This window comes from Streptomyces sp. Ru73 (assembly GCF_002920575.1).
In the GTDB taxonomy this organism is placed as follows: Bacteria; Actinomycetota; Actinomycetes; order Streptomycetales; family Streptomycetaceae; genus Streptomyces.
The window spans coordinates 31,967-52,205 of sequence record NZ_PQSQ01000044.1; the positions used below are offsets into that span (position 1 = coordinate 31,967).

Consider the following 20,239-nt stretch of genomic DNA (forward strand, 5'->3'; position numbering starts at 1 on the left):
CAGCACCGGCCGCCAGTCTTTCCCGAGTTGAGACCTCGTCGGCATGCACGGAACGGCGGGGCGGCATTTCCGCCACCTCATACGGCTCCCTTGACACCAAAGGCCGCACCGCTGTTGGTTATCTCTGCACCGCAGATATGACAACGATGTCAGCCGACCTGCCGGCAGAGCCCGGAAGAGTGGAGAAGCTCGCGTGCGGCACAGACACCTGCGGGGGAGCAGCCGTCCCGTCGCCCTGGCGGCGGCAGCCCTCCTGACCGTGACGGCACAGGGCGCGGCCGTGGCCGCACCCGCCACCCCTCACGCACCACCCGGCGGACCGGCGGAGTTCGCCTCGTCCTTCGAGTCCGGGCAGCCCGCGCCGGACTGGCGCGACACCGCCGAGAAGACCGCCGACGGCACCCCGAAGGTCTCCGGGGTTCACCCCGAGGGCGCCACCGCGCCCGGCATGACCAGCCGGGTCGACACCGGCCCCACGGACTCCCCCACCGCGAAGCGGAACGCCGGCTTCACCGGCACGCACGCGCTGCGCTACGGCGGCACGCACACCGCCGAGGGCCACGGCTACGCGTACAACAAGCTGTTCGACGTGGACGTGCCGGTGCGCCCCGACACGGTCCTGTCCTACAAGCTCTTCCCCGAAATGGCCGGATCGGCGCGTGACTACCGCGCCACCCAGGTCTCCGTGGACCTCGCCTTCACCGACGGCACCTACCTCAGCGACCTGAAGCCGGCCGACGCCAACGGCGCTCCGCTCACCCCGCAGGGCCAGGGCGCGGCCAAGACGCTCTACGTCAATCAGTGGAACAACCGCGAGTCGCGGATCGGAGCGGTGGCCGCCGGAAAGACGGTCGACCGCATCCTCCTCGCGTACGACGCGCCCAAGGGCACCGGGGACTTCCGCGGCTGGCTGGACGATGTGTCACTGGCCCCGGCAAAGCCGGAGAAGCCGCTCGCGCACCTCGCCGACTACGCCTCCACCGTGCGCGGCACGAACTCCAGCGGCAGCTTCTCGCGCGGCAACACCTTCCCCGCGACCGCCGTCCCCAACGGCTTCAACTTCTGGACGCCGGTGACCAACGCCGGTTCCCAGGACTGGCTTTACGAGTACGCGCGCAAGAACAACGCCGACAACCTCCCCACGCTCCAGGCGTTCAGCGCCAGCCACGAGCCCAGCCCCTGGATGGGCGACCGGCAGACCTTCCAGGTGATGCCGTCCGCCGCGGCCGGCACCCCCGACGTCTCCCGCACCGCCCGCGCGCTCCCCTTCCACCACTCCCGCGAGACGGCGAAGCCGCACTACTACGGCGTCACCTTCGACAACGGGCTGAAGACCGAGATCGCGCCCACCGACCACGCCGCGATGATGAAGTTCACCTTTCCGGGTGCGGACGCGAGCCTGATCTTCGACAACGTCAACAACAAGGGCGGGCTGTCGCTCGACACCGAAAAGGGCGTGGTCACCGGCTTCTCCGACGTCAAGAGCGGGCTGTCAACCGGCGCCACCCGGCTGTTCGTGTACGCCGTCTTCGACGCGCCCGTCACCGCCGGCGGCAAGCTCTCCGGGGGCGGCGGCCCCGACGTCACCGGCTATCTGCGCTTCAGGCCGGGTGCCGACCGCACGGTCACGATGCGCATCGCCACCTCCCTCATCAGCGTGGACCAGGCGAAGGCGAACCTCCGCCAGGAGATCGCCGACGACGCCTCGTTCGCCTCGGTCCGGGACCGCGCCCGCGCGCAGTGGGACGACATCCTCGGCCGCATCGAGGTCGAGGGCGCGAGCCGTGACCAGCTGACCACCCTCTACTCCAGCCTGTACCGGCTCTACCTCTACCCCAACTCCGGTTCGGAGAAGGTGGACGGAGAGCAGCGCTACGCCAGCCCCTTCTCCCCCGCGACCGGCCCCGACACCCCCACGCACACCGGCTCGAAGATCGTCGACGGCCAGGTGCACGTGAACAACGGCTTCTGGGACACCTACCGGACCACCTGGCCCGCGTACTCCTTCCTCACCCCGAAGCGGGCCGGCGAGCTGGCCGACGGGTTCGTCCAGCAGTACAAGGACGGCGGCTGGATCTCCCGCTGGTCCTCCCCCGGCTACGCCGACCTCATGACCGGCACCAGCTCCGACGTGGCCTTCGCCGACGCCTACGGCAAGGGCGTGCGCTTCGACGCGAAGGCGGCCTACGAGGCGGCGCTGAAGAACGCCACGGTCGCCCCGCCGAGCCCCGGCGTCGGCCGCAAGGGCATGAACACCTCGCCCTTCCTCGGCTACACCTCCACCAGGACCAAGGAGGGCCTGTCCTGGGCCCTGGAGGGCTACCTCAACGACTTCGGCATCGCCCGGATGGGCCAGGCGCTCTACAAGAAGACCCACGAGAAGCGCTACAAGGAGGAGTCCGCCTACTTCCTGGACCGCGCCCGGGACTACGTGAAGCTCTTCGACGACCGCGTCGGCTTCTTCCAGGGCAGGGACGAGCAGGGCGACTGGCGGCTGTCGCCGGAGAAGTACGACCCGCGGGTGTGGGGCTACGACTACACCGAGACCAACGGCTGGACCTTCGCCTTCACCGCCCCGCAGGACCTCAGGGGCCTCGCCAACCTCTACGGCGGCCGCGCGGGCCTGGCCAAGAAGCTGGACACGTACTTCGCCACGCCGGAGACCGGCACCAAGGAGTTCGCCGGCAGCTACGGCGGCGTCATCCACGAGATGACCGAGGCCCGCGACACCCGGATGGGCATGTACGGCCACAGCAACCAGCCCTCCCACCACATCGCGTACGCCTACGACGCGGCCGGGCAGCCGTGGAAAACCCAGGAGAAGGTCCGCGAGGTGCTCTCCCGGCTCTACCTCGGCAGCGAGATCGGCCAGGGCTACCCGGGCGACGAGGACAACGGCGAGATGTCCGCCTGGTACGTCTTCAGCGCCCTCGGCTTCTACCCGCTGGTGATGGGCGCCCCGGAGTACGCGATCGGCTCGCCGCTCTTCACCAAGGCCACCGTGCATCTGGAGAACGGCCGGGACCTGGTCATCAAGGCGCCCGGGAACAGCGCCCGGAACGTCTACGTGCAGGGCGTGAAGGTCAACGGCAAGTCCTGGAACTCCACGGCGCTCCCGCACTCCGTCCTTGCCCGCGGCGGCACCCTGGAGTTCGCCATGGGCCCGGAGCCGTCCCGCTGGGGCACCGGTGAGAACGCCGGACCCACCTCGATCACCCGGGACGACAAGGTGCCGGCCCCGGCCGCTGACGTGGCCCCCGCTGACGGCTCGGCGCTCTTCGACAACACCTCGGACACCTCGGCGGCCTTCACCACGGCGGCCACGGACCTCACGAAGGAAGCGCGCGTCACCTCGTACACGCTGACCTCGTCGGCGAAGGCCGAGGCACCGGCCGGGTGGACGCTGCAGGGGTCGCGCGACGGCCGCCGGTGGACCACCGTGGACCGGCGCTCCGCCGAGACCTTCACATGGGACAAGCAGACCCGCGTCTTCTCGGTGGACCGCCCGGGCACGTACCGGCACTACCGCCTGGTCCCGGCCGGCCGGGCGACCCTCGCGGAGGTGGAGCTGCTGTCCTGACCCGGTACGCACGCGCAGGGGCCGCGCTCCTCAGGGCGAGGAGTGCGGCCCCTGCGGCTTTCCGGACCGGTCAGAGCAGGATGCGCAGGAGACCGGTGAGCAGACCGCCGCCCCAGTCGTCCCAGTCACCCCAGTCACCCCGGTGGTGGTCACGGCCGTGGTGGCAGCCGCAGTGCTTGTGGCTGTCGTGCTTCCATGTCGCGGCGGCCGGGGCGGCCTGCGAAGCGGCCTGGGCCGTGCCCGCGAGCGGCACGACGGCGGCCGCGGCGAGCACCGCGGCGGCCACGGATCGGCCAATGGTCTTGCGCATGTGTCTCTCCTGTAAGCGCGAGGTAAGGACGAGCGAAGATCTACCGCGCCGCGTCCCGCACCCCTACCGCCCGGCCCCGAACACCACTCCCCCGGCCGTACGATCCGACCGGTCGCCCTCTGCCGTTCACCCGACCGGCCGCACGGGGACGGCGTGTCCCGCCCACGGGCGCGCGCACGAGAAGGGCCGCACCCCGGCGGGGTGCGGCCCTTCTCGGCGTTACGGCCTAGCCGGTGATCACTTACGGATCAGGCTGCGCAGCACGTACTGCATGATGCCGCCGTTGCGGTAGTAGTCGGCCTCGCCGGGGGTGTCGATGCGGACCTTGGCGTCGAACTCGACGTCGCCCGCCTTCACCTTGACCGTCTCCGGGATGCCGCCGTCGTTCAGGGCGGTGATGCCGGTGATGGAGAAGGTCTCCTCGCCGGTCAGGCCCAGGGACTGGGCGGAGGCGCCCTCGGGGAACTGCAGGGGCAGGACGCCCATGCCGATCAGGTTCGAGCGGTGGATGCGCTCGTAGGACTCGGCGATGACGGCCTTGACGCCGAGGAGCGCGGTGCCCTTGGCGGCCCAGTCGCGGGAGGAGCCGGAGCCGTACTCCTTGCCGGCCAGGATGACCAGCGGGATGCCGGCGGCCTGGTAGTTCTGGGAGGCGTCGTAGATGAAGGAGACCGGGCCGTCCTCCTGCGTGAAGTCACGCGTGAAGCCGCCCTCGGTGCCCGGCGCGATCTGGTTGCGCAGGCGGATGTTGGCGAAGGTGCCGCGGATCATGACCTCGTGGTTGCCACGGCGGGAGCCGTAGGAGTTGAAGTCGCGACGCTCGACGCCGTGCTCGGTGAGGTACTTGCCGGCCGGGGTGTCGGCCTTGATCGCACCGGCCGGGGAGATGTGGTCGGTGGTGACCGAGTCGCCCAGCTTGGCGAGGACGCGGGCGCCCGCGATGTCCTCGACCGGGGCCGGCTCCATCTCCATGCCCTCGAAGTACGGGGGCTTGCGGACGTAGGTGGACTGCGGGTCCCACTCGAAGGTGTTGCCGGTCGGGATGGGCAGCGCCTGCCACTGGGCGTCACCGGCGAAGACGTCCTCGTAGGACTTGGAGAACATGTCCTGGCCGATGGCGTTGGCGACGACGTCGTTCACCTCGGCCTCGGAGGGCCAGATGTCCTTGAGGTAGACCGGGTTGCCCTCGGTGTCGGTGCCGATGGCCTCCTCGGTGATGTTCACCTTCATGGAGCCGGCGATGGCGTACGCGACGACCAGCGGCGGGGACGCCAGGTAGTTCATCTTGACGTCGGGGTTGATCCGGCCCTCGAAGTTGCGGTTGCCGGAGAGCACCGAGGTGACGGCGAGGTCGGCCTCGTTGATCGCCTTGGAGATCTCCTCGTCCAGCGGGCCGGAGTTGCCGATGCAGGTGGTGCAGCCGTAGCCGACCAGGTTGAAGCCCAGCTTGTCCAGGTACGGGGTCAGGCCGGCCTTGTCGAAGTAGTCGGTGACGACCTTGGAGCCCGGGGCCAGGGTGGTCTTGACCCACGGCTTGCGGGTCAGGCCCTTCTCGACCGCCTTCTTGGCCACGAGCGCGGCGGCGACCATGACGTAGGGGTTCGAGGTGTTGGTGCAGGAGGTGATCGCGGCGACGGTGACGGCGCCGTGGTCGATCTCGAAGGTGGAGCCGTCGGCGGCGACGACCTGGGTCGGCTTGCTGGGCACGCCGTTGGTGCGGGCCGGCGCGTCGGAGGCCGGGAAGGACTCCTTGCCCGCCTCCTCGTCGTCCGCGACGTAGTTGCGCACGTCCTGCGCGAACTGCTCGGCGGCCTTGGCCAGGACGATGCGGTCCTGCGGGCGCTTCGGGCCTGCGATCGACGGGACGACCGTCGACAGGTCCAGCTCCAGCTTCTCGGAGAAGTCGGGCTCGGCGGCCGGGTCGAGCCAGAGGCCCTGCTCCTTGGCGTACGCCTCGACCAGCTTGACCTGCTGCTCGGAGCGGCCGGTGAGCTTGAGGTAGTTCAGGGTCTCGTCGTCGATCGGGAAGATCGCGGCGGTGGAGCCGAACTCCGGCGACATGTTGCCGATGGTGGCGCGGTTGGCCAGCGAGGTGGCGGCGACGCCCTCGCCGTAGAACTCGACGAACTTGCCGACGACGCCGTGCTTGCGCAGCATCTCGGTGATCGTGAGGACCAGGTCGGTGGCGGTGGTGCCGGGCTGCAGCTCACCGGTCAGCTTGAAGCCGACCACGCGCGGGATCAGCATGGAGACCGGCTGGCCGAGCATCGCGGCCTCGGCCTCGATGCCGCCGACGCCCCAGCCCAGGACGCCCAGGCCGTTGACCATCGTGGTGTGCGAGTCGGTGCCGACCAGGGTGTCGGGGTAGGCCTGGCCGTTGCGGACCATGACCGTACGGGCCAGGTGCTCGATGTTCACCTGGTGGACGATGCCGGTGCCGGGCGGGACGACCTTGAACTCGTCGAAGGCGGTCTGGCCCCAGCGCAGGAACTGGTAGCGCTCCTTGTTGCGGCCGTACTCCAGCTCGACGTTCTGCTTGAAGGCGTCGTTGGTGCCGAACTTGTCGGCGATGACGGAGTGGTCGATGACCAGCTCGGCCGGGGCCAGCGGGTTGATCTTCGCCGGGTCGCCGCCGAGCTCCTTGACGGCCTCACGCATCGTGGCGAGGTCCACGACGCAGGGGACGCCGGTGAAGTCCTGCATGATCACGCGGGCCGGCGTGAACTGGATCTCCTGGCTCGGCTGGGCCTGCGAGTCCCAGTTGCCCAGCGCCCGGATGTGGTCGGCGGTGATGTTCGCGCCGTCCTCGGTGCGGAGCAGGTTCTCCAGCAGGACCTTCAGGCTGTAGGGCAGGCGGGCTGCGCCCTCCACCTTGTCCAGCCGGAAGATCTCGTACGACTCGTCGCCCACCTGCAGGGTGCTGCGGGCGTCGAAGCTGTTCGCCGACACGACAGTCTCCTTCATGCATGAATTCGCGCGTACCACCGCAATCCTGCCGTCACCGGCCCCAGCCGATCAGCTAAGGTAAGGCTTAGTTAGGTGAGCCTTACTAGCGCGGCAGCGGTACGCCTCTCGGCAGATATCTCGATGTCGAGATAACTCTAGTACATCGCTGCCGCGCGGTCATGCCCTGCCCGCCCGGTGTCCGCTTCCTCCAGTACGGCCAGGTCCAGGCGGGCCAGCCGGGCCTGGTCGGCGATGACCTCGTATGCGCTGATCCGGCCCGCTTCGACCGTGAGGGTGAGCACGAGCAGCAGCCGGCCGTACGGCGCCACGACGATTCCGGGCGCGCCGTCGACCAGCGCGGGCTCCGCGAACCGGGCGCGCCGCCCGAGGACGAGGGTCCCCTCCGCCACGGCACGCGCCCCGCTGAGCACCGGAGCGGCACCCGGCGGCAGCGCCGCGGGGTCGGCGCGGCGCACCACGCCGGGCGCGAGCACCGCCAGCAGCGCGTCGAGGTCGCCGCGGCGCGAGGCGGCGAGGAACGCCTCGACGACGCGCCGCTGCCGGTCCAGCTCGGCGCGGGGCATCCGGGCCGTGCCCCGCACACGGTGGCGCGCCCGGCTCGCGAGCTTCTTCGTGGCCGCCGGCGAGCGCTCCAGGAGGGCGGCGATCTCCCCGAACGGCACGGCGAACAGGTCGTGCAGCACGAAGGCCACGCGCTCGGCGGGCGTCAGCGTGTCCAGCACCACGAGCAGGGCGCGGCCGACCGACTCGGCCAGCACCGCCTCGTCCTCCGGCGTACCGGACCCCTCCGCCGCGCCGCCGCCCGGGGGCGGCCCGGCCGCTTCGGGCATCCCGTCCCCCACCGGATCCTCGCGCCGCGCCGCACGCGCACGCAGCATGTCCAGGCAGACCCGCGAGAGGACGGTGCGCAGCCAGCCGCCCAGACTGGCGATCTCCCGAGCGTCGACGCGGCCCAGCCGCAGCCAGGTCTCCTGCACCGCGTCCTCCGCCTCGGCGAGGGAGCCGAGCATCCGGTACGCCACGGCGCGCAGCTGATCGCGGTGGCCCTCGAAGCGCTCCGCCAGCGCATCGCCGCCGGGGGCCGCCGCCCCGTGTCCGGCCGCCGTCCGGGCCTCCGCCGGCCCCTCGTGCTCGTCCATCGGTCACCTTTCCGCCGCGCGGTCCGTCACCTGGTTGACGCGCGCGACAGCGCGGAGGTGACAAGGAGAGGACCACACGGATGAACGCCCTGCCGACGACCGCCCCCACCACCGGTGTCCGGCCCCTGCTGCGCCCCACGGCGCTGGGGGACCTCCGGCTGCCCAACCGGGTGGTGATGGCCCCGGTGACCCGCGCCCGCGCGACCGGCCCCGGGCGGGTGCCGACGGAGCTGCACGCGGAGTACTACGCCCAGCGGGCCGGCGCCGGCCTGATCATCACCGAGGGCGCCTGGGTCAGCCCGGAGGCGGTGGGCTTCGTGCACGTCCCCGGCATCCACAGCGCGGCGCAGGTCGCCGGGTGGCGGCGGGTGACCGACCTGGTGCACGCCCTCGGCGGCCGCATCGTGCTGCAGCTCTGGCACACCGGCGCCGCCTCGCACCCCGATCACCTCGGCGGCCGGCTGCCCGCCGGGCCTTCGGCGGTCGACCCACGGGTACGGTCCTTCACCCCGGGCGGCTTCAAGCCGACCGTCACGCCGCGCGAGATGACCGCGGCCGACATCGCGGCCGCGGTGGCCGGCTTCCGTACCGCCTCGGCCAACGCCCGGCGCGCGGGCTTCGACGGCGTCGAGATCGGCGCGCTCGGCCCGTTCCTGCTGCCGCAGTTCCTCAGCCCGCTGCTGAACCGGCGCACCGACGCGTACGGCGGCGACCGGGTCCGCCGCCGGCGGCTGCTCCTCGAGGTCGTCGACGCGGTGGCCGAGCCCTGGGCCGGGCGGCGGGTCGGCGTCCGGCTGGGGCCCTACCTGTCCGCCTCCGACCGCTTCCCGGCCGACGAGGCGGCGCTGGCCGACCACGACGCGCTGGTGACGGAGCTCGACGACCGCCCGCTGGCCTACCTGCACCTGCGCGGCCCGGACGGCACGGAGCCCGGCGCCGCCCCGGACTTCGCGGCGTTCGCGCGCTGCCGCCGCCGGTTCAGCGGCCCCCTGATCGTGAACAACGGCTTCGACGGGGAGTCCGGGGACGCCGTCCTCGACGCGGGCCTCGCCGACGCCGTCTCGTACGCCACCCACTTCATCGCCAACCCGGACCTGGTCACCCGCTTCGCGCTCGGCCGCCCTCTGACGGCCGGCGATCCGGCCACGTACTACACGGGCGGCGCGGCCGGATACGTGGACTATCCGCCGAGCGGCGCCTGACGGCCGGTCACCAGACGCTGCCCTCCGGCAGCCCGGCGAGCTCCGGCGCGGACAGGTGGAGCACCTCGTACCGCACGGTGGCTTCGTCAGCCCCGTCCTCGGCTCCGGGGGCGGCGTCCGACCACAGGACGAAGCGGAGGAGCTGCCAGTGGTGGGGGTCGACGGCGAGCGCCGCGGTGTGCACGGCGGGGTGCCGGGCCAGCTCGCGCAGGGCTGCCGTCTCCCGCTCCAGGAGGCGGCTGAGGGCCAGCCCGTCGGGGTCCGGGCCGGGCCCGTCCGGGAGGGGCGTGAGACGGCGGGAGGCGGCGCGCGGGGGCATTCCGCGAGCCGGGCCCAGCAGGGCGGCCACGCCCGTCCAGGTGCGCACGGCGGGCCGGCCGAAGTCCCGGACGATGTTCTGGAAGCCGCCCCCGCCGAGGAGGAAGCGGCCCATCGCGCCCGTGTCCCGCCAGAGGTAGAACGGCGCGTACTGGTTGACCGGCGAGCCGTCCCTGCCGCGCTCGCGGACCAAATACGCCTTCAGGCCCAGCCCGGCGCGGTCGTCGAGCAGATGACCGGTCGTCGCCACCCGCCTGCGGATGGTCGCCATGTCGTGGCCTGCGGGCAGCGTGATCTCGTACTGCGCCGCGTACATCAGGGCCGCCGGGTGGTGTCGTGGCCGGCGAGCAGCCCGAGCACGCCCGCGACCGCCTGGTCGAAGGCGGCGGGCGCACCGGCGGCGCGGGCGAGGACGTAGCCGCCCTGCACCACGGCGACCACGCTCGCGGCCGTGGCGGCCGGGTCCAGCGCCGGGTCCAGCTCGCCGCGCTCGCGGCCCTCGGCGAGCACCTCGGTGAGGCGGCCGCGCAGCCAGTCGAAGGTCTCGTCGACCGGCGCGCGCAGCGCCGGGTCGGCCATCACGTCCGGGTCCTGGGTGAGCCGCCCGACCGGGCAGCCCTTGAGCACCTCGCGCTCGCGCCGCAGGTAGGCGCCGACCCGGTCCAGCGCCGTGCCGGGCCCGTCGAGCAGCCGCGCCGCCTCGGCCCGCAGCTCCTCGGCGGACCGCCGGATGGCCGCCAGCGCGAGGTCCGGCTTGCCGCTGAAGTGGTGGTACATGCTGCCCTGGCCCGCGTTGGCGCGCCGCAGGATCGCCTTGGGGCTGGTGCCGACGTAGCCGCGCTCCCACAGCAGTTCGCGGGTGCTCTCGATGAGGCGTTCGGCGGTGCTGCCCGGCGTACCGCTCGGGCGGCCGTCCGGTGCGTCGGACGGCGGTCCGGTCACTGGGGTCATGCGGTCAGCATACATACCAGTAGGTACAGAGGCGGGCCGACTGCCGGAAAGGCCCGCGGGCCGGGCCGTCGGAAAAAAGCTGCGCGGCCGTGTCACATTCCGCCGGGTGCCGTCCGTCAGTGGGGTGTAGCAGCGAACAGGCCGTGCAGGACGTTACCGAGGAGCAGATCATGCAGGCACGTATGAAGAACCCCGCGGCCCTCTTCCCCGAGACCGTGCCGGCCGTGCAGCAGTTGCTGAAGGCGGCGAAGTCGGGCGGGGTGCCCGAGACGGTCCTGGAGCTGGTGCACCTGCGGGCGAGCCAGATCAACGGGTGCAGCTACTGCGTGGTCGGCGGGGCGCACAGCGCGAAGAAGGCGGGCGAGACCGACGAGCGGCTGATCGCGGTGTCGGCCTGGCGCGAGGCGCCGTTCTTCACGGACGCCGAGCGCGCGGCGCTGGCGCTGGCCGAGGCCGCGACCCGGCTCGCCGACCGCCCGGACCCGGTGCCGGACGAGGTCTGGGACGCGGCCGCCGAGCACTTCGACGAGCGGCAGCTGGCGTCGATCGTCCTGATGGTCGGCGTGACCAACCTCTTCAACCGGATCAACGTCACGACCCGGCAGGTGGCGGGCCCGACCTGGTGAACCTCAGCCCGCACCCAGCGGCCCGCCCAGGCCCCGGCGGACCAGGGAGACGATCTCCTCGTCCGAGAGGCCGAGGGCACGGGCATCGCTGATCAGGCCGGCCGCGGCGTCGGTGAGGCGGGCACGGGCGGGGGAAGCGGCGCCGGTCACCACGGCGCCGCGGCCGCGCCGCAGTTCGATCAGCCCCTCGTCCTTCAGGCGCTGGTAGCCGCGGAGGACGGTGTGCACGTTGACGCCGAGCGAGCCGGCGAGGGTACGGGCCGCGGGCAGCCGCTCCCCCGCCCGTACCGAGCCGTCGGCGATGGCGCCGCGCACGGAGGCGGCGATCTGGTCGCCCAGCGGCACGGGGGACGCCGGGTCGATGCGGACGAGCATCAGGCGCCGCCCTCCGGGCCCGGCGCGCCGCCGGCCTCGCCGGTCCCCGGGCCCGCACGGTCGACGAGGGTGTTGAGCAGGGCCGCGGCGGTGGCCGCGTCGCCGACCGTCACCACGAACTCCTTGCCGCCCGCCAGCCGCAGCGACAGCGCCTCGCCGGAGCGGAGGACGAATCCGCTGCGACCGGGCCGGATCCGGTAGCCCCAGCCGCCGAAGTCGCGCAGCGGGACGATCTCCCGGCGGTCGGCCTCCTGGATGCGGGACAGCGGGATGCGCATGCGGGGGTAGCGGAGGAGCGGCGGGCTCACGGTCAGGCCGTGCCGGTCGGCGGTCACCCGCAGCCCGGCCAGTGCGAGGACGAGGACCGCGCCGACGAACAGGCCGGGTGCAGCCGACCAGTCGGCGGCCAGACCCCAGACCAGGCCCGCGAGGAGGAGCGCGAGTCCCACGGCGTACATGAACGGCGAGGCGACCGTGCGGGACCAGCCGGCGACCTCGGAATCGGCGAGGGGCAGGCGCGGGGCCGCGCCGCGTACGCCGTCGTCCGGCAGCGGGGTGTCCTTGCCGGCCAGCAGCCGGCCGAGCGCACCGGCCACCACGCCGGCACCGACCGCGGCGGCGAGCTGCCACAGCGGGAGCTCGGCTGCTGCAGGGTCACCGCCGGCCGCCGCGTTGACCTGCAGTGTGCTCACGAACGCGTAGGCCAGGAGGCCCGCGAGACCGTAGGCGAGGGTGAGGGCGGCGCGTGCCGCGCCGAGCGCCTGCCCCGGCCGCCACTTCCCGGCGGTCACCGGGCGTGGGTACGCGCCCCGTACGCCGTCCGCACGATGCCCGTCCCCCGGGCGCCGCACCGCCCCCGTACGCCGACCGGTGGCGGGCAGCAGGACGAGGAGCCCGAAAACGGCACCGAATACGAGGAGCATGCCGAGCGCCAGGGCGAGGAAGCCGCTTGCCGAGGTGAAGCCGTCGGCACGGCCGTCCGCGCGGAAGTGTGTGGCCAGCGTGGCGGGCAGCCGATCGGCGAGGGTTCCGTACGCCGTTGCGACGATTGCGGCGGCCACCGGAAAGGGTGCCGCCGCGACGATCACCCGGCGGATGCCGGGGCCGCCCCGTGCGCCCGTCCCGTCACCCCGCTGTCCTGCGGCGATGCCTCCCCGACCGGCCATCTCCCGATCCCCCCTCGCGTCCGTCCGCAGCCGTCCCGGCACTCCTGCCCCTGCCGCCGTACGGCCTATTGTTCGCATAGTAGTAGAACAATCGACGGTTGAACATCCATCTCATATCTGAGATACCGTTCTCCTCATGGCAGACGACTACCTCGTACGTATCGGCAAGCTCATCCGTGACGCCCGGCAACACCGGGGCTGGACACAGACGCAGCTGGCGGAGGCGCTCGGCACCAGCCAGAGCGCGGTGAATCGCATCGAGCGCGGTAACCAGAACATCAGCCTTGAGATGATCGCGCGCATCGGCGAGGCGCTCGACAGTGAAATCGTCTCCCTGGGGTACGCAGGACCCATGCATCTCCGCGTAGTCGGCGGCAGGCGGCTGTCCGGCAGCATCGACGTCAAGACGAGCAAGAACGCCTGTGTGGCACTGCTCTGCGCGACGCTGCTGAACGCCGGCCGCACCACCCTGCGCCGGGTCGCGCGCATCGAGGAGGTCTACCGCATCCTCGAAGTGCTCGGCAGCATCGGCGTCCGCACCCGCTGGATCAACGACGGCAACGACCTGGAGATCGTGCCGCCCGCCGAGCTGGACCTGGACTCCATGGACACCGAGGCCGCGCGGCGCACCCGCAGCGTCATCATGTTCCTGGGCCCGCTGCTGCACCGCATGGACCACTTCAAGATCCCGTACGCGGGCGGCTGCGACCTCGGCACCCGTACGGTCACCCCGCACATGACCGCGCTGCGCCACTTCGGCCTGGAGGTCACCGCCACCGAGGGCACCTACCACGCGCACGTCGACCGGGCCGTGGCCCCCAAGCGCGCGATCGTGCTGACCGAGCGCGGCGACACCGTGACCGAGAACGCCCTGCTCGCCGCGGCCCGGCACGACGGCGTCACGGTCATCCGCAACGCCTCCTCCAACTACATGGTCCAGGACCTGTGCTTCTTCCTGGAGCAGCTGGGCGTTCGGGTCGAGGGCATCGGCACCACCACCCTCACCGTGCACGGCGTCGCGCACATCGACCGCGACGTGGACTACGCGCCGTCGGAGGACCCGGTCGAGGCGATGAGCCTGCTGGCCGCCGCCGTGGTCACCGAGTCCGAACTGACGATCCGCCGGGTCCCGGTGGAGTTCCTGGAGATCGAGCTCGCGGTCCTGGAGGAGATGGGCCTGGACCACGAGCGCAGCGCCGAGTACACCGCCGACAACGGCCGCACCCGGCTGATCGACCTGACGGTCCGTCCGTCCAAGCTCAGCGCCCCGCTGGACAAGATCCACCCGATGCCGTTCCCGGGCCTGAACATCGACAACGTGCCGTTCTTCGCGGCCATCGCGGCCAGCGCCCAGGGCCAGACCCTGATCCACGACTGGGTCTACGACAACCGCGCGATCTACCTGACGGACCTCAACCGCCTCGGCGCCCAGGTCAAGCTGCTCGACCCGCACCGCGTCCTGGTCGACGGCCCGACCCGCTGGCGCTCGGCGGAGATGATGTGCCCGCCGGCCCTGCGCCCCGCCGTCGTCGTCCTCCTGGCCATGATGGCCGCCGAGGGCACGTCCGTCCTGCGCAACGTCTACGTCATCAACCGCGGCTACGAAGACCTCGCCGAACGCCTGAACTCCCTGGGCGCCCAGATCGAGATCTTCCGGGACATCTGAGGCACACTCCGCCGGACCCTCCGGCCTGCGCCGCCCGCAGGCCCGCTGGGGTCCGGCGGTACCTCCGGGCCCCTTCCCGAACAATCAGCGCCCGCCCCGAGGCAAAGCCCCTCGCCCGCCCCTGGCCCGGCACCGGCCGCTCACAGTGCCGAGCCCCGCGGCTGCGCCGCTCACCCCCACACCGGGCCACCGGGCGGCAGTTGACTTTCGGTCATTGTTCGCCCGGAACTCCGCCCAGTGCGCTTTGTGCAATTTTGCGGCATGGCGCCGCCTACTGCGCCCGGTGAGAATGCCCCTTTGTCCGTCACCGACCGTCGCCGTGGCCACGGTCGGCATGGGGAAATCGGGGGTAAGGACTTGCCATACGCGGAGGACGAGCCGGTCTTCTTGGCGCCCGCAGTACCACTGGGAGCCTCGGCCGGCGCCCGCGAATCGGTCAGGCACGGGGTCTACACCGAGGACATCACCCGCCGGATGAGCGCCGCCGCCTTCGCCCGTACCGACTGGCTGGCCACGCTCCGCGCCGTACTGACACACCTGCGGCAGAAACTCACAGCTGCCGTGCGCAGACGCCTGCGCTGGCTCTTCCCAGCGGAGAAGGCGGAAAAGGTCGTCGATACGAAAGGGCCGACACCGCCGGCGGTTGTGCTGGGCGAGGACTACGCCGTCTGGGTCCGCCGTCGGATCAAGAAGTCGGCACGGCCGGTGCCGACCCACGGCTTCCGTCAGGAGCCCGTGGTGCACGCGTGCGATCGCGCCCTCCAGCACATGCGCAGACGCCGAGCAGCCGTCCTGGCGGTGTCCGCGCTCGTTCTCTGGCAGGCCGCCGTCGCTACGCTCACCGTGGGATGGGCAGTCGTCGCCCTGCTGGCGGGACTATGGGGTATCCACCTGGCAGAGCGCTGTCTGGCGCAACTGCGTATGAACGCGCTGCTGGCCGGGGAACTGCGCAGCCAGGCAGAAACGGAGCAGTCCCGCGCCCTGCCGTACTTCTACGAGCGTCGCCGGAGCGGTGACCGGCACCGGTTCATCGGGGCAGGGCTGCAGGCATGGCAAGAGGCTGTCATCGGCATCGATGTCGAGCCCGCCCCCGAGAGCCAGGACGACGAGGACGACAACACGGGGCCTGCCCCGAGCACAAGCTCAACGACGCGGAACCCGGGGCATCCTGACATGGTCCAGATGGCCAACGCTGTCCTGGAGGCGCTGGCGAAGCACAGCAAGCCGGTGGACCGAAAGCCGCTGAAGCATTTCACGGCCGCTCAGCTGCACGACTACATCGCACGCCGACTGAACGACCCGGCACCCTCCCACCACCCCGATCACCCCAAGCTGCGCGTCGAGGTGACGGGCATCGCCGGTATCCACCACAAGCGGTGGGACCAGATCGACGACGACGGCTGGCGCAGCCTGCACGCCCTTGCCGTCGACAGCACCGGTGACAAACCCGCCGAGGAGATCGCCCGGCGCTACATCTGGGCCCGCGTCACCGCCTGGAACGGCGAACTCATCGCCGCAATTCTCGTTAACTTCGCCTACCGGGGCGGTTTCCTCCGCGTCACCGTCCGCCCGCACATCATGGGCCCCCTCAACCCGAGGGTGGCCGACCTCGGATCCGCAGACCTGCTCACCCCGAGATGGCTGGGCCGGGCCGCATTCAACGCGCTCGTCGATATCTTCGCAGGACTCGGCCGACTCGTACGCCGCAAGGCCCGCCCCTGCCCCGAACTCGACCCCGGCAGCGGGCCGGTCAGCCTTCGCGAGGTGTACAGCATCCGCCGGCTGGAGGACATGCACATGTACGACGACGCCCGCTACTACGTGCAGATGATGCAACGCCGCGTCTTCGACTCCACCGAAGTATTCCTGCGCGACCACAACGTCGATATCGCCGCCTACCGCCAGCAGTCAACCGCCATCTACAACTTCGGCGTCATGAACGGCGGGACCATGACCGGTGCCGTTCAGGCCACGCCGTTCTCCGTCGACTCCTCCATGACGAACTGACACCGAGCCCGCTGGGAGCCCCGAACATGTCCATCCGCCGCCAGCCGGACCCGATCCCGGACAACGCCAACTTCGGCATTATCAATACCGGCAGCATGACCGGGCCGGCGCAAGCCGCGCCGTTCTCCCGGAACGCCGCCCAGAACAACCACATCAGTGAAACCGTTGACAGTGCCCATAGAAGCATCGAGGACCTGCGGCGGCGCCTGGAAGAACTGCGCAGCCAGCACCCCGAGGCGGACCGCGCCCTGCGCGACCTCGACATGATCGCCCCGCGACTGGATGATCCGGAACGCGATCCCGGCACCATGCGCTACATGCTCCAGAACCTCGTCGAACGTTGCGGAGGAATCCCTGGAGTTCTGGCCGCGGCGCAGCTCGTCCAGTCCACCGTCACGGCTCTGCTGCCCAGTTCCTGAGGCTCCCGATGCCTGGGGACGTGGCGCAGGGAGCCGCTGTGACGCGCCGGGCAGTCGAACGCTTCACCTCCCGTAGTCACGAAATGGTCACGAGAGTGAATATGCCAGTGACCCGGTAAGGGCGAAGCAACAGAATGTCATTCTCCGTATTCGTCTGATTTAGCAGGCGATTCCAGGCGCTGGGGAGCGCCTCAGGGGCGAGGGGGCCGGGGAATGAGTACGTATCGCTTCAATCCGCCGCCGGGGTGGCCTGTACCGCCTGCCGGGTGGGTGCCGCCGCAGGACTGGCGGCCCGACCCGTCGTGGCCGCCGGTCCCGGCGGGGTGGCAGCTGTGGGTCGCGGAAACCGACGCCGTCAATGCTTCCGGCACTGACGCTGCCACAGGTGTTCTCCCGCCACCGGCCACGGCCGTTCCTGGCAGCCCAGTGGCGGGTCCGGCGCCACGGAAGAGCGGGCTTTTCGGACGACGCCGCGCGGATGCCGTGTCCGAGGCCGAAGAACTGCGGGAGTGGATCGCGCGGACCCAAGGGCTGGATGCTGCGCGGCTCGCCGGCCTCGTACGAGAGGTCAAGGCCGAAGCCGCCGCGGAAGCCGAGGGAATCCTCAGGGATGCGCGGGAGACGGCGAAGGAGATACTCGAAGAAGCGCGTCGGACGGCAAAGGACACCGAGAAGGCTCGCAAGGAAGCCGACCGTCACCGCAGGACGGCCTTCGAGGCCGAACAACGCCTCGCCGAACTGCAGGTACGGATAGTCAATACAGAAGAGACCGCCATGCTGCAGGAGGCGGGCATCTACGCCTACCGGCACGCCCTGCACGACGCGATCGCCTACCGCAGCCAACTCGACTCCTTGCAGAGTGAAATCAAGACACTCGCTCGCGGAGGTCGCGCCGTCCACGCGGCCACTGACTGGACCGTCAATGGTTCCAAGCGCGAGGGGCAGAAGATGGTGCGTGACTTCTCCAAGCTCATGCTCCGCGCCTACAACGCCGAAGCGGACTACGCAGTGCGGTCCATGCGCCCGCACCGACTGAACTCGCTCGTCAACCGGCTCTACAAGAGCCGCGAGACGATCGCCAGGCTGGGTGCCACCATGCACATCCGCATTACCGACGAATACCACAACGCCCGGGTGCGCGAGTTGGAGCTCACAGCCGACTACCTGCAGAAGAAGGAAGAGGAAAAGGAGGCACAGCGCGAAGCACGCGCCCGGGAGCGCGAAGAAGCCGCTGTCCAGCGGGAGCTCGACCGCCAGCGGGAGAAGCTGAACAAGGAACTCGGCCACTACCAAGCGGCACTCGAGCGCCTGCGGCAGCGTGGCGACGAGGCAGCCGTCGCGGAGATACAGAGCAAGCTGTCGGAGATCGAGAACGCTCTGCAGGACGTCGAATCCCGCGCTGCGAACGTCCGCACCGGCTACGTCTACGTCATTTCGAACATCGGCGCCTTCGGTGACCGCATGGTGAAGATCGGGATGACCCGACGGCTCGAGCCCCTGGAACGCATCTACGAGTTGAGCGGCGCGGCAGTCCCGTTCCGCTTCGACGTCCACGCGCTGATTTTCAGCAAGGACGCGGTGGGGCTGGAGACAGAACTGCACCGGCATTTCGCCTCACAGCGAGTGAACCAGGTGAACAGCCGGAAGGAGTTCTTCTACGCCACCCCGGCCGAGGTGCGGGACGCGTTGCGCAGATTCGCGGGGCAGCACCTGATCGAATTCACCGAAGAACCGCAGGCACTGGAATGGCGGGCGAGCAAGCCGGCCGACGCAGCAGGCGGCCCGGGAGTACGCCTGGACAGAACACCCGTCCGAACATCGTAGGGTGCGGCCCTCTGGGCGCCCAGATCGAGATCTTCCGGGACATCTGACCGGCGTGGTGGGCACGGCGTCCGTTGCGGCGCCGTGCCCGCCCGTTCCACGGTGGGGGGATTTGCCGGGCATTGCGGGGGATTTGCCGGGCATTAGTGAAACGTGAGTGGAACGTCAGCGGGGGCGGCCAGGGTGGTTCTCAGCGGGAACGACCGCCCGCGTCTGACGAATGACCCAACGGGGAGCCACCATGCGTACCGTCCGCACCACCGTCCTGGCCGCCACCGCCGCCGCGCTGGCCCTGACCGCCGGGGGCGCCGCCGTCGCCACCGCGGCGCCCGCCGCCAAGTCCGCCACCACCGCCACCCACCAGTGCGGCGTCAACGACCTGGCCTACTCCGTGCTGCACCGCTTCCCGCAGCAGCAGGGCGAGCACCTGCTGATCACCGCGCGGAACAACGGTTCGCAGGCCTGCTGGGTGACGTCCCTCCCGTCGGTCACGCTCGGGAAGACCACGAACGTCCTCCCGCACTCGACGAAGGACGCGCCGGGCGGCAAGGACCGGATCACGGTCCAGCCGGGCGGCAAGGTCTACTCGGCCGTGGCCCTCTTCGCCGGCATCGGGCAGGAGCACACCGCGTCGACGCTGTCCCTCGCGCTGCGCGACCAGGCCGGCCACGGCGGCGCGGCCACCACGCTGACCTCCCGCAACGCCAAGGGCGCGACGTCGAAGTTCACCTGGTCCGAGGCCGACGTCCTGAACTGGAACAAGCAGAAGCCGTACGACTTCTGAGCGGTACCCGCGTGAGGGGCCGGGCACGGTGGCGTGCCCGGCCCCTCGGCGTTCCGGGTCGGGCCGGTCACCCCTGCGCGGGGACCGCCGCCGGGGCGACCAGTTCCCTGTGCACGAAGTCGATGAGGAGTTCCCGCATGACGGAGACCGTCATGCGCGGCGCTCCGGTGAGGACCTGGATCGCGGCGCCGTCGGTGAGCGCGGTCAGCCGGAGGGCGACGCCCTCCAGGTCGAGGTCGGCGCGGAAGACGCCCTGCCGCTGGCCGCGCAGCACGATGCGGATCACGGCGTCCTGCCAGCGGGCGTAGAACTCGTTGTGCGCGGCGCGGAATTCGGGCCGCACCACCGCCTCGGCCCAGTACTGCAGCCAGATCGACCACTCGTCGCGCACCCGGCCGAGCCGCGGCAGCTGCATGTCGATGAGTCTGAGCAGCCGCGCGTGGGCGTCGTCGATGCCCCGCAGCTCCTCGCTCTGCCGGAGGAACGCCTGCTCCACGCAGTACTTGAGGGCCTCGGCCAGCACATCGCTCTTGCCGGGGAAGTAGTAGTGGACCGTACCGGTGCTGGTGCCGCAGACGCGGGCGATGTCGGCGATCCGTACGGAGTGGATGCCGCGCTCGGCGATGAGCTGCCAGGTGGCCTCGAGGATCGCCCGGCGACGGTCCTCGTCCGCACCCGACCGGTCGGTCATCCTGCCTCCTGCGTCCGGCGACACGGTCAGCGCGCCGCCTTCCGGCGTTGCGCCCGCTCAGCCTACTGATGCGTCAGTCAAAGACCAATCCCGCCGCCGAACACCCCGCCGGTTCCCCCGGAATTACCGCTGCGTATCCCTTGACGACCTCCCTTGTGATGAGGCTGACTGACGCATCAGTCAGCCGTGTTGTCCGCAACGAGGAGGGCGCCCCGTG

At 71.0% G+C, this 20,239-nt stretch carries 16 protein-coding genes; 8 read left to right on the top strand and 8 right to left on the bottom strand.

Annotation, left to right across the window (positions count from 1 at the left end; all coding sequences use genetic code 11):
• Positions 1–193 precede the first annotated feature (193 nt).
• Complete coding sequence (locus tag C3486_RS19825; RefSeq protein ID WP_103834075.1) at positions 194–3,580, top strand: GH92 family glycosyl hydrolase; 3,387 nt, start codon at positions 194–196, stop codon at positions 3,578–3,580.
• Between the two features lie 70 nt (positions 3,581–3,650).
• Here C3486_RS19825 and C3486_RS19830 read toward each other — a convergent pair whose 3' ends face one another.
• The 3 genes from C3486_RS19830 to C3486_RS19840 all read right to left on the bottom strand — a co-directional run bounded on the left by C3486_RS19830 (position 3,651) and on the right by C3486_RS19840 (position 7,996).
• Positions 3,651–3,890, bottom strand: a complete 240-nt coding sequence (locus tag C3486_RS19830) for a hypothetical protein (protein WP_103834076.1) — start codon at positions 3,888–3,890, stop codon at positions 3,651–3,653.
• A gap of 237 nt (positions 3,891–4,127) precedes the next feature.
• Complete coding sequence (gene acnA / locus C3486_RS19835) at positions 4,128–6,839, bottom strand: aconitate hydratase AcnA (RefSeq protein ID WP_103834077.1); 2,712 nt, start codon at positions 6,837–6,839, stop codon at positions 4,128–4,130.
• Between the two features lie 152 nt (positions 6,840–6,991).
• Positions 6,992–7,996 (bottom strand): sigma-70 family RNA polymerase sigma factor, encoded by a 1,005-nt coding sequence (locus C3486_RS19840; RefSeq protein ID WP_103834078.1) that lies wholly within the window; start codon positions 7,994–7,996, stop codon positions 6,992–6,994.
• An 80-nt stretch (positions 7,997–8,076) separates the two neighbouring features.
• Between C3486_RS19840 and C3486_RS19845 the strand changes: the two genes are divergently transcribed.
• The gene (locus C3486_RS19845; protein ID WP_103834079.1) at positions 8,077–9,198 is read left to right on the top strand and encodes an alkene reductase; all 1,122 of its coding nucleotides are present in this window, start codon (positions 8,077–8,079) and stop codon (positions 9,196–9,198) included.
• Between the two features lie 7 nt (positions 9,199–9,205).
• Here the strand turns inward: C3486_RS19845 and C3486_RS19850 are convergent, their stop codons facing one another.
• Both C3486_RS19850 and C3486_RS19855 read right to left on the bottom strand, forming a co-directional pair.
• A complete protein-coding gene (locus tag C3486_RS19850) occupies positions 9,206–9,832 on the bottom strand; it encodes a DUF4865 family protein (RefSeq protein ID WP_103834080.1) in 627 nt (208 codons plus the stop codon).
• A complete protein-coding gene (locus C3486_RS19855) occupies positions 9,832–10,467 on the bottom strand; it encodes a TetR/AcrR family transcriptional regulator (protein WP_103834081.1) in 636 nt (211 codons plus the stop codon). The genes C3486_RS19850 and C3486_RS19855 overlap by 1 nt, the downstream gene beginning before the upstream one ends.
• 170 nt (positions 10,468–10,637) lie before the next feature.
• Between C3486_RS19855 and C3486_RS19860 the strand changes: the two genes are divergently transcribed.
• On the top strand, positions 10,638–11,093 hold the full coding sequence (locus C3486_RS19860) for a carboxymuconolactone decarboxylase family protein (protein WP_103834097.1): 456 nt from the start codon (positions 10,638–10,640) through the stop codon (positions 11,091–11,093).
• Between the two features lie 3 nt (positions 11,094–11,096).
• Here the strand turns inward: C3486_RS19860 and C3486_RS19865 are convergent, their stop codons facing one another.
• Both C3486_RS19865 and C3486_RS19870 read right to left on the bottom strand, forming a co-directional pair.
• Positions 11,097–11,468: a GntR family transcriptional regulator gene (locus tag C3486_RS19865; RefSeq protein WP_103834082.1), complete on the bottom strand. Its 372-nt coding sequence runs from the start codon at positions 11,466–11,468 to the stop codon at positions 11,097–11,099.
• Positions 11,468–12,634: a DUF1648 domain-containing protein gene (locus C3486_RS19870; protein WP_146075017.1), complete on the bottom strand. Its 1,167-nt coding sequence runs from the start codon at positions 12,632–12,634 to the stop codon at positions 11,468–11,470. The genes C3486_RS19865 and C3486_RS19870 overlap by 1 nt, the downstream gene beginning before the upstream one ends.
• Before the next feature lie 136 nt (positions 12,635–12,770).
• On the opposite strand from C3486_RS19870, the gene C3486_RS19875 reads away from it, so the two are divergent.
• The 5 genes from C3486_RS19875 to C3486_RS19895 all read left to right on the top strand — a co-directional run bounded on the left by C3486_RS19875 (position 12,771) and on the right by C3486_RS19895 (position 19,331).
• Positions 12,771–14,300: a UDP-N-acetylglucosamine 1-carboxyvinyltransferase gene (locus C3486_RS19875; protein ID WP_103834084.1), complete on the top strand. Its 1,530-nt coding sequence runs from the start codon at positions 12,771–12,773 to the stop codon at positions 14,298–14,300.
• Between the two features lie 297 nt (positions 14,301–14,597).
• Positions 14,598–16,307 (top strand): hypothetical protein, encoded by a 1,710-nt coding sequence (locus C3486_RS19880; protein WP_258052876.1) that lies wholly within the window; start codon positions 14,598–14,600, stop codon positions 16,305–16,307.
• Between the two features lie 26 nt (positions 16,308–16,333).
• Entirely contained in the window at positions 16,334–16,726 is a 393-nt protein-coding gene (locus C3486_RS19885; RefSeq protein ID WP_103834085.1) for a hypothetical protein, read from the top strand.
• Between the two features lie 483 nt (positions 16,727–17,209).
• Positions 17,210–18,550 (top strand): DUF4041 domain-containing protein, encoded by a 1,341-nt coding sequence (locus tag C3486_RS19890; protein WP_258052877.1) that lies wholly within the window; start codon positions 17,210–17,212, stop codon positions 18,548–18,550.
• Positions 18,551–18,788: 238 nt separating this feature from the next.
• On the top strand, positions 18,789–19,331 hold the full coding sequence (locus C3486_RS19895) for a DUF4232 domain-containing protein (RefSeq protein ID WP_103834087.1): 543 nt from the start codon (positions 18,789–18,791) through the stop codon (positions 19,329–19,331).
• A gap of 67 nt (positions 19,332–19,398) precedes the next feature.
• On the opposite strand, the gene C3486_RS19900 is transcribed toward C3486_RS19895, so the two are convergent.
• Positions 19,399–20,022, bottom strand: a complete 624-nt coding sequence (locus C3486_RS19900) for a TetR/AcrR family transcriptional regulator (RefSeq protein WP_103834088.1) — start codon at positions 20,020–20,022, stop codon at positions 19,399–19,401.
• Positions 20,023–20,239 lie beyond the last annotated feature (217 nt).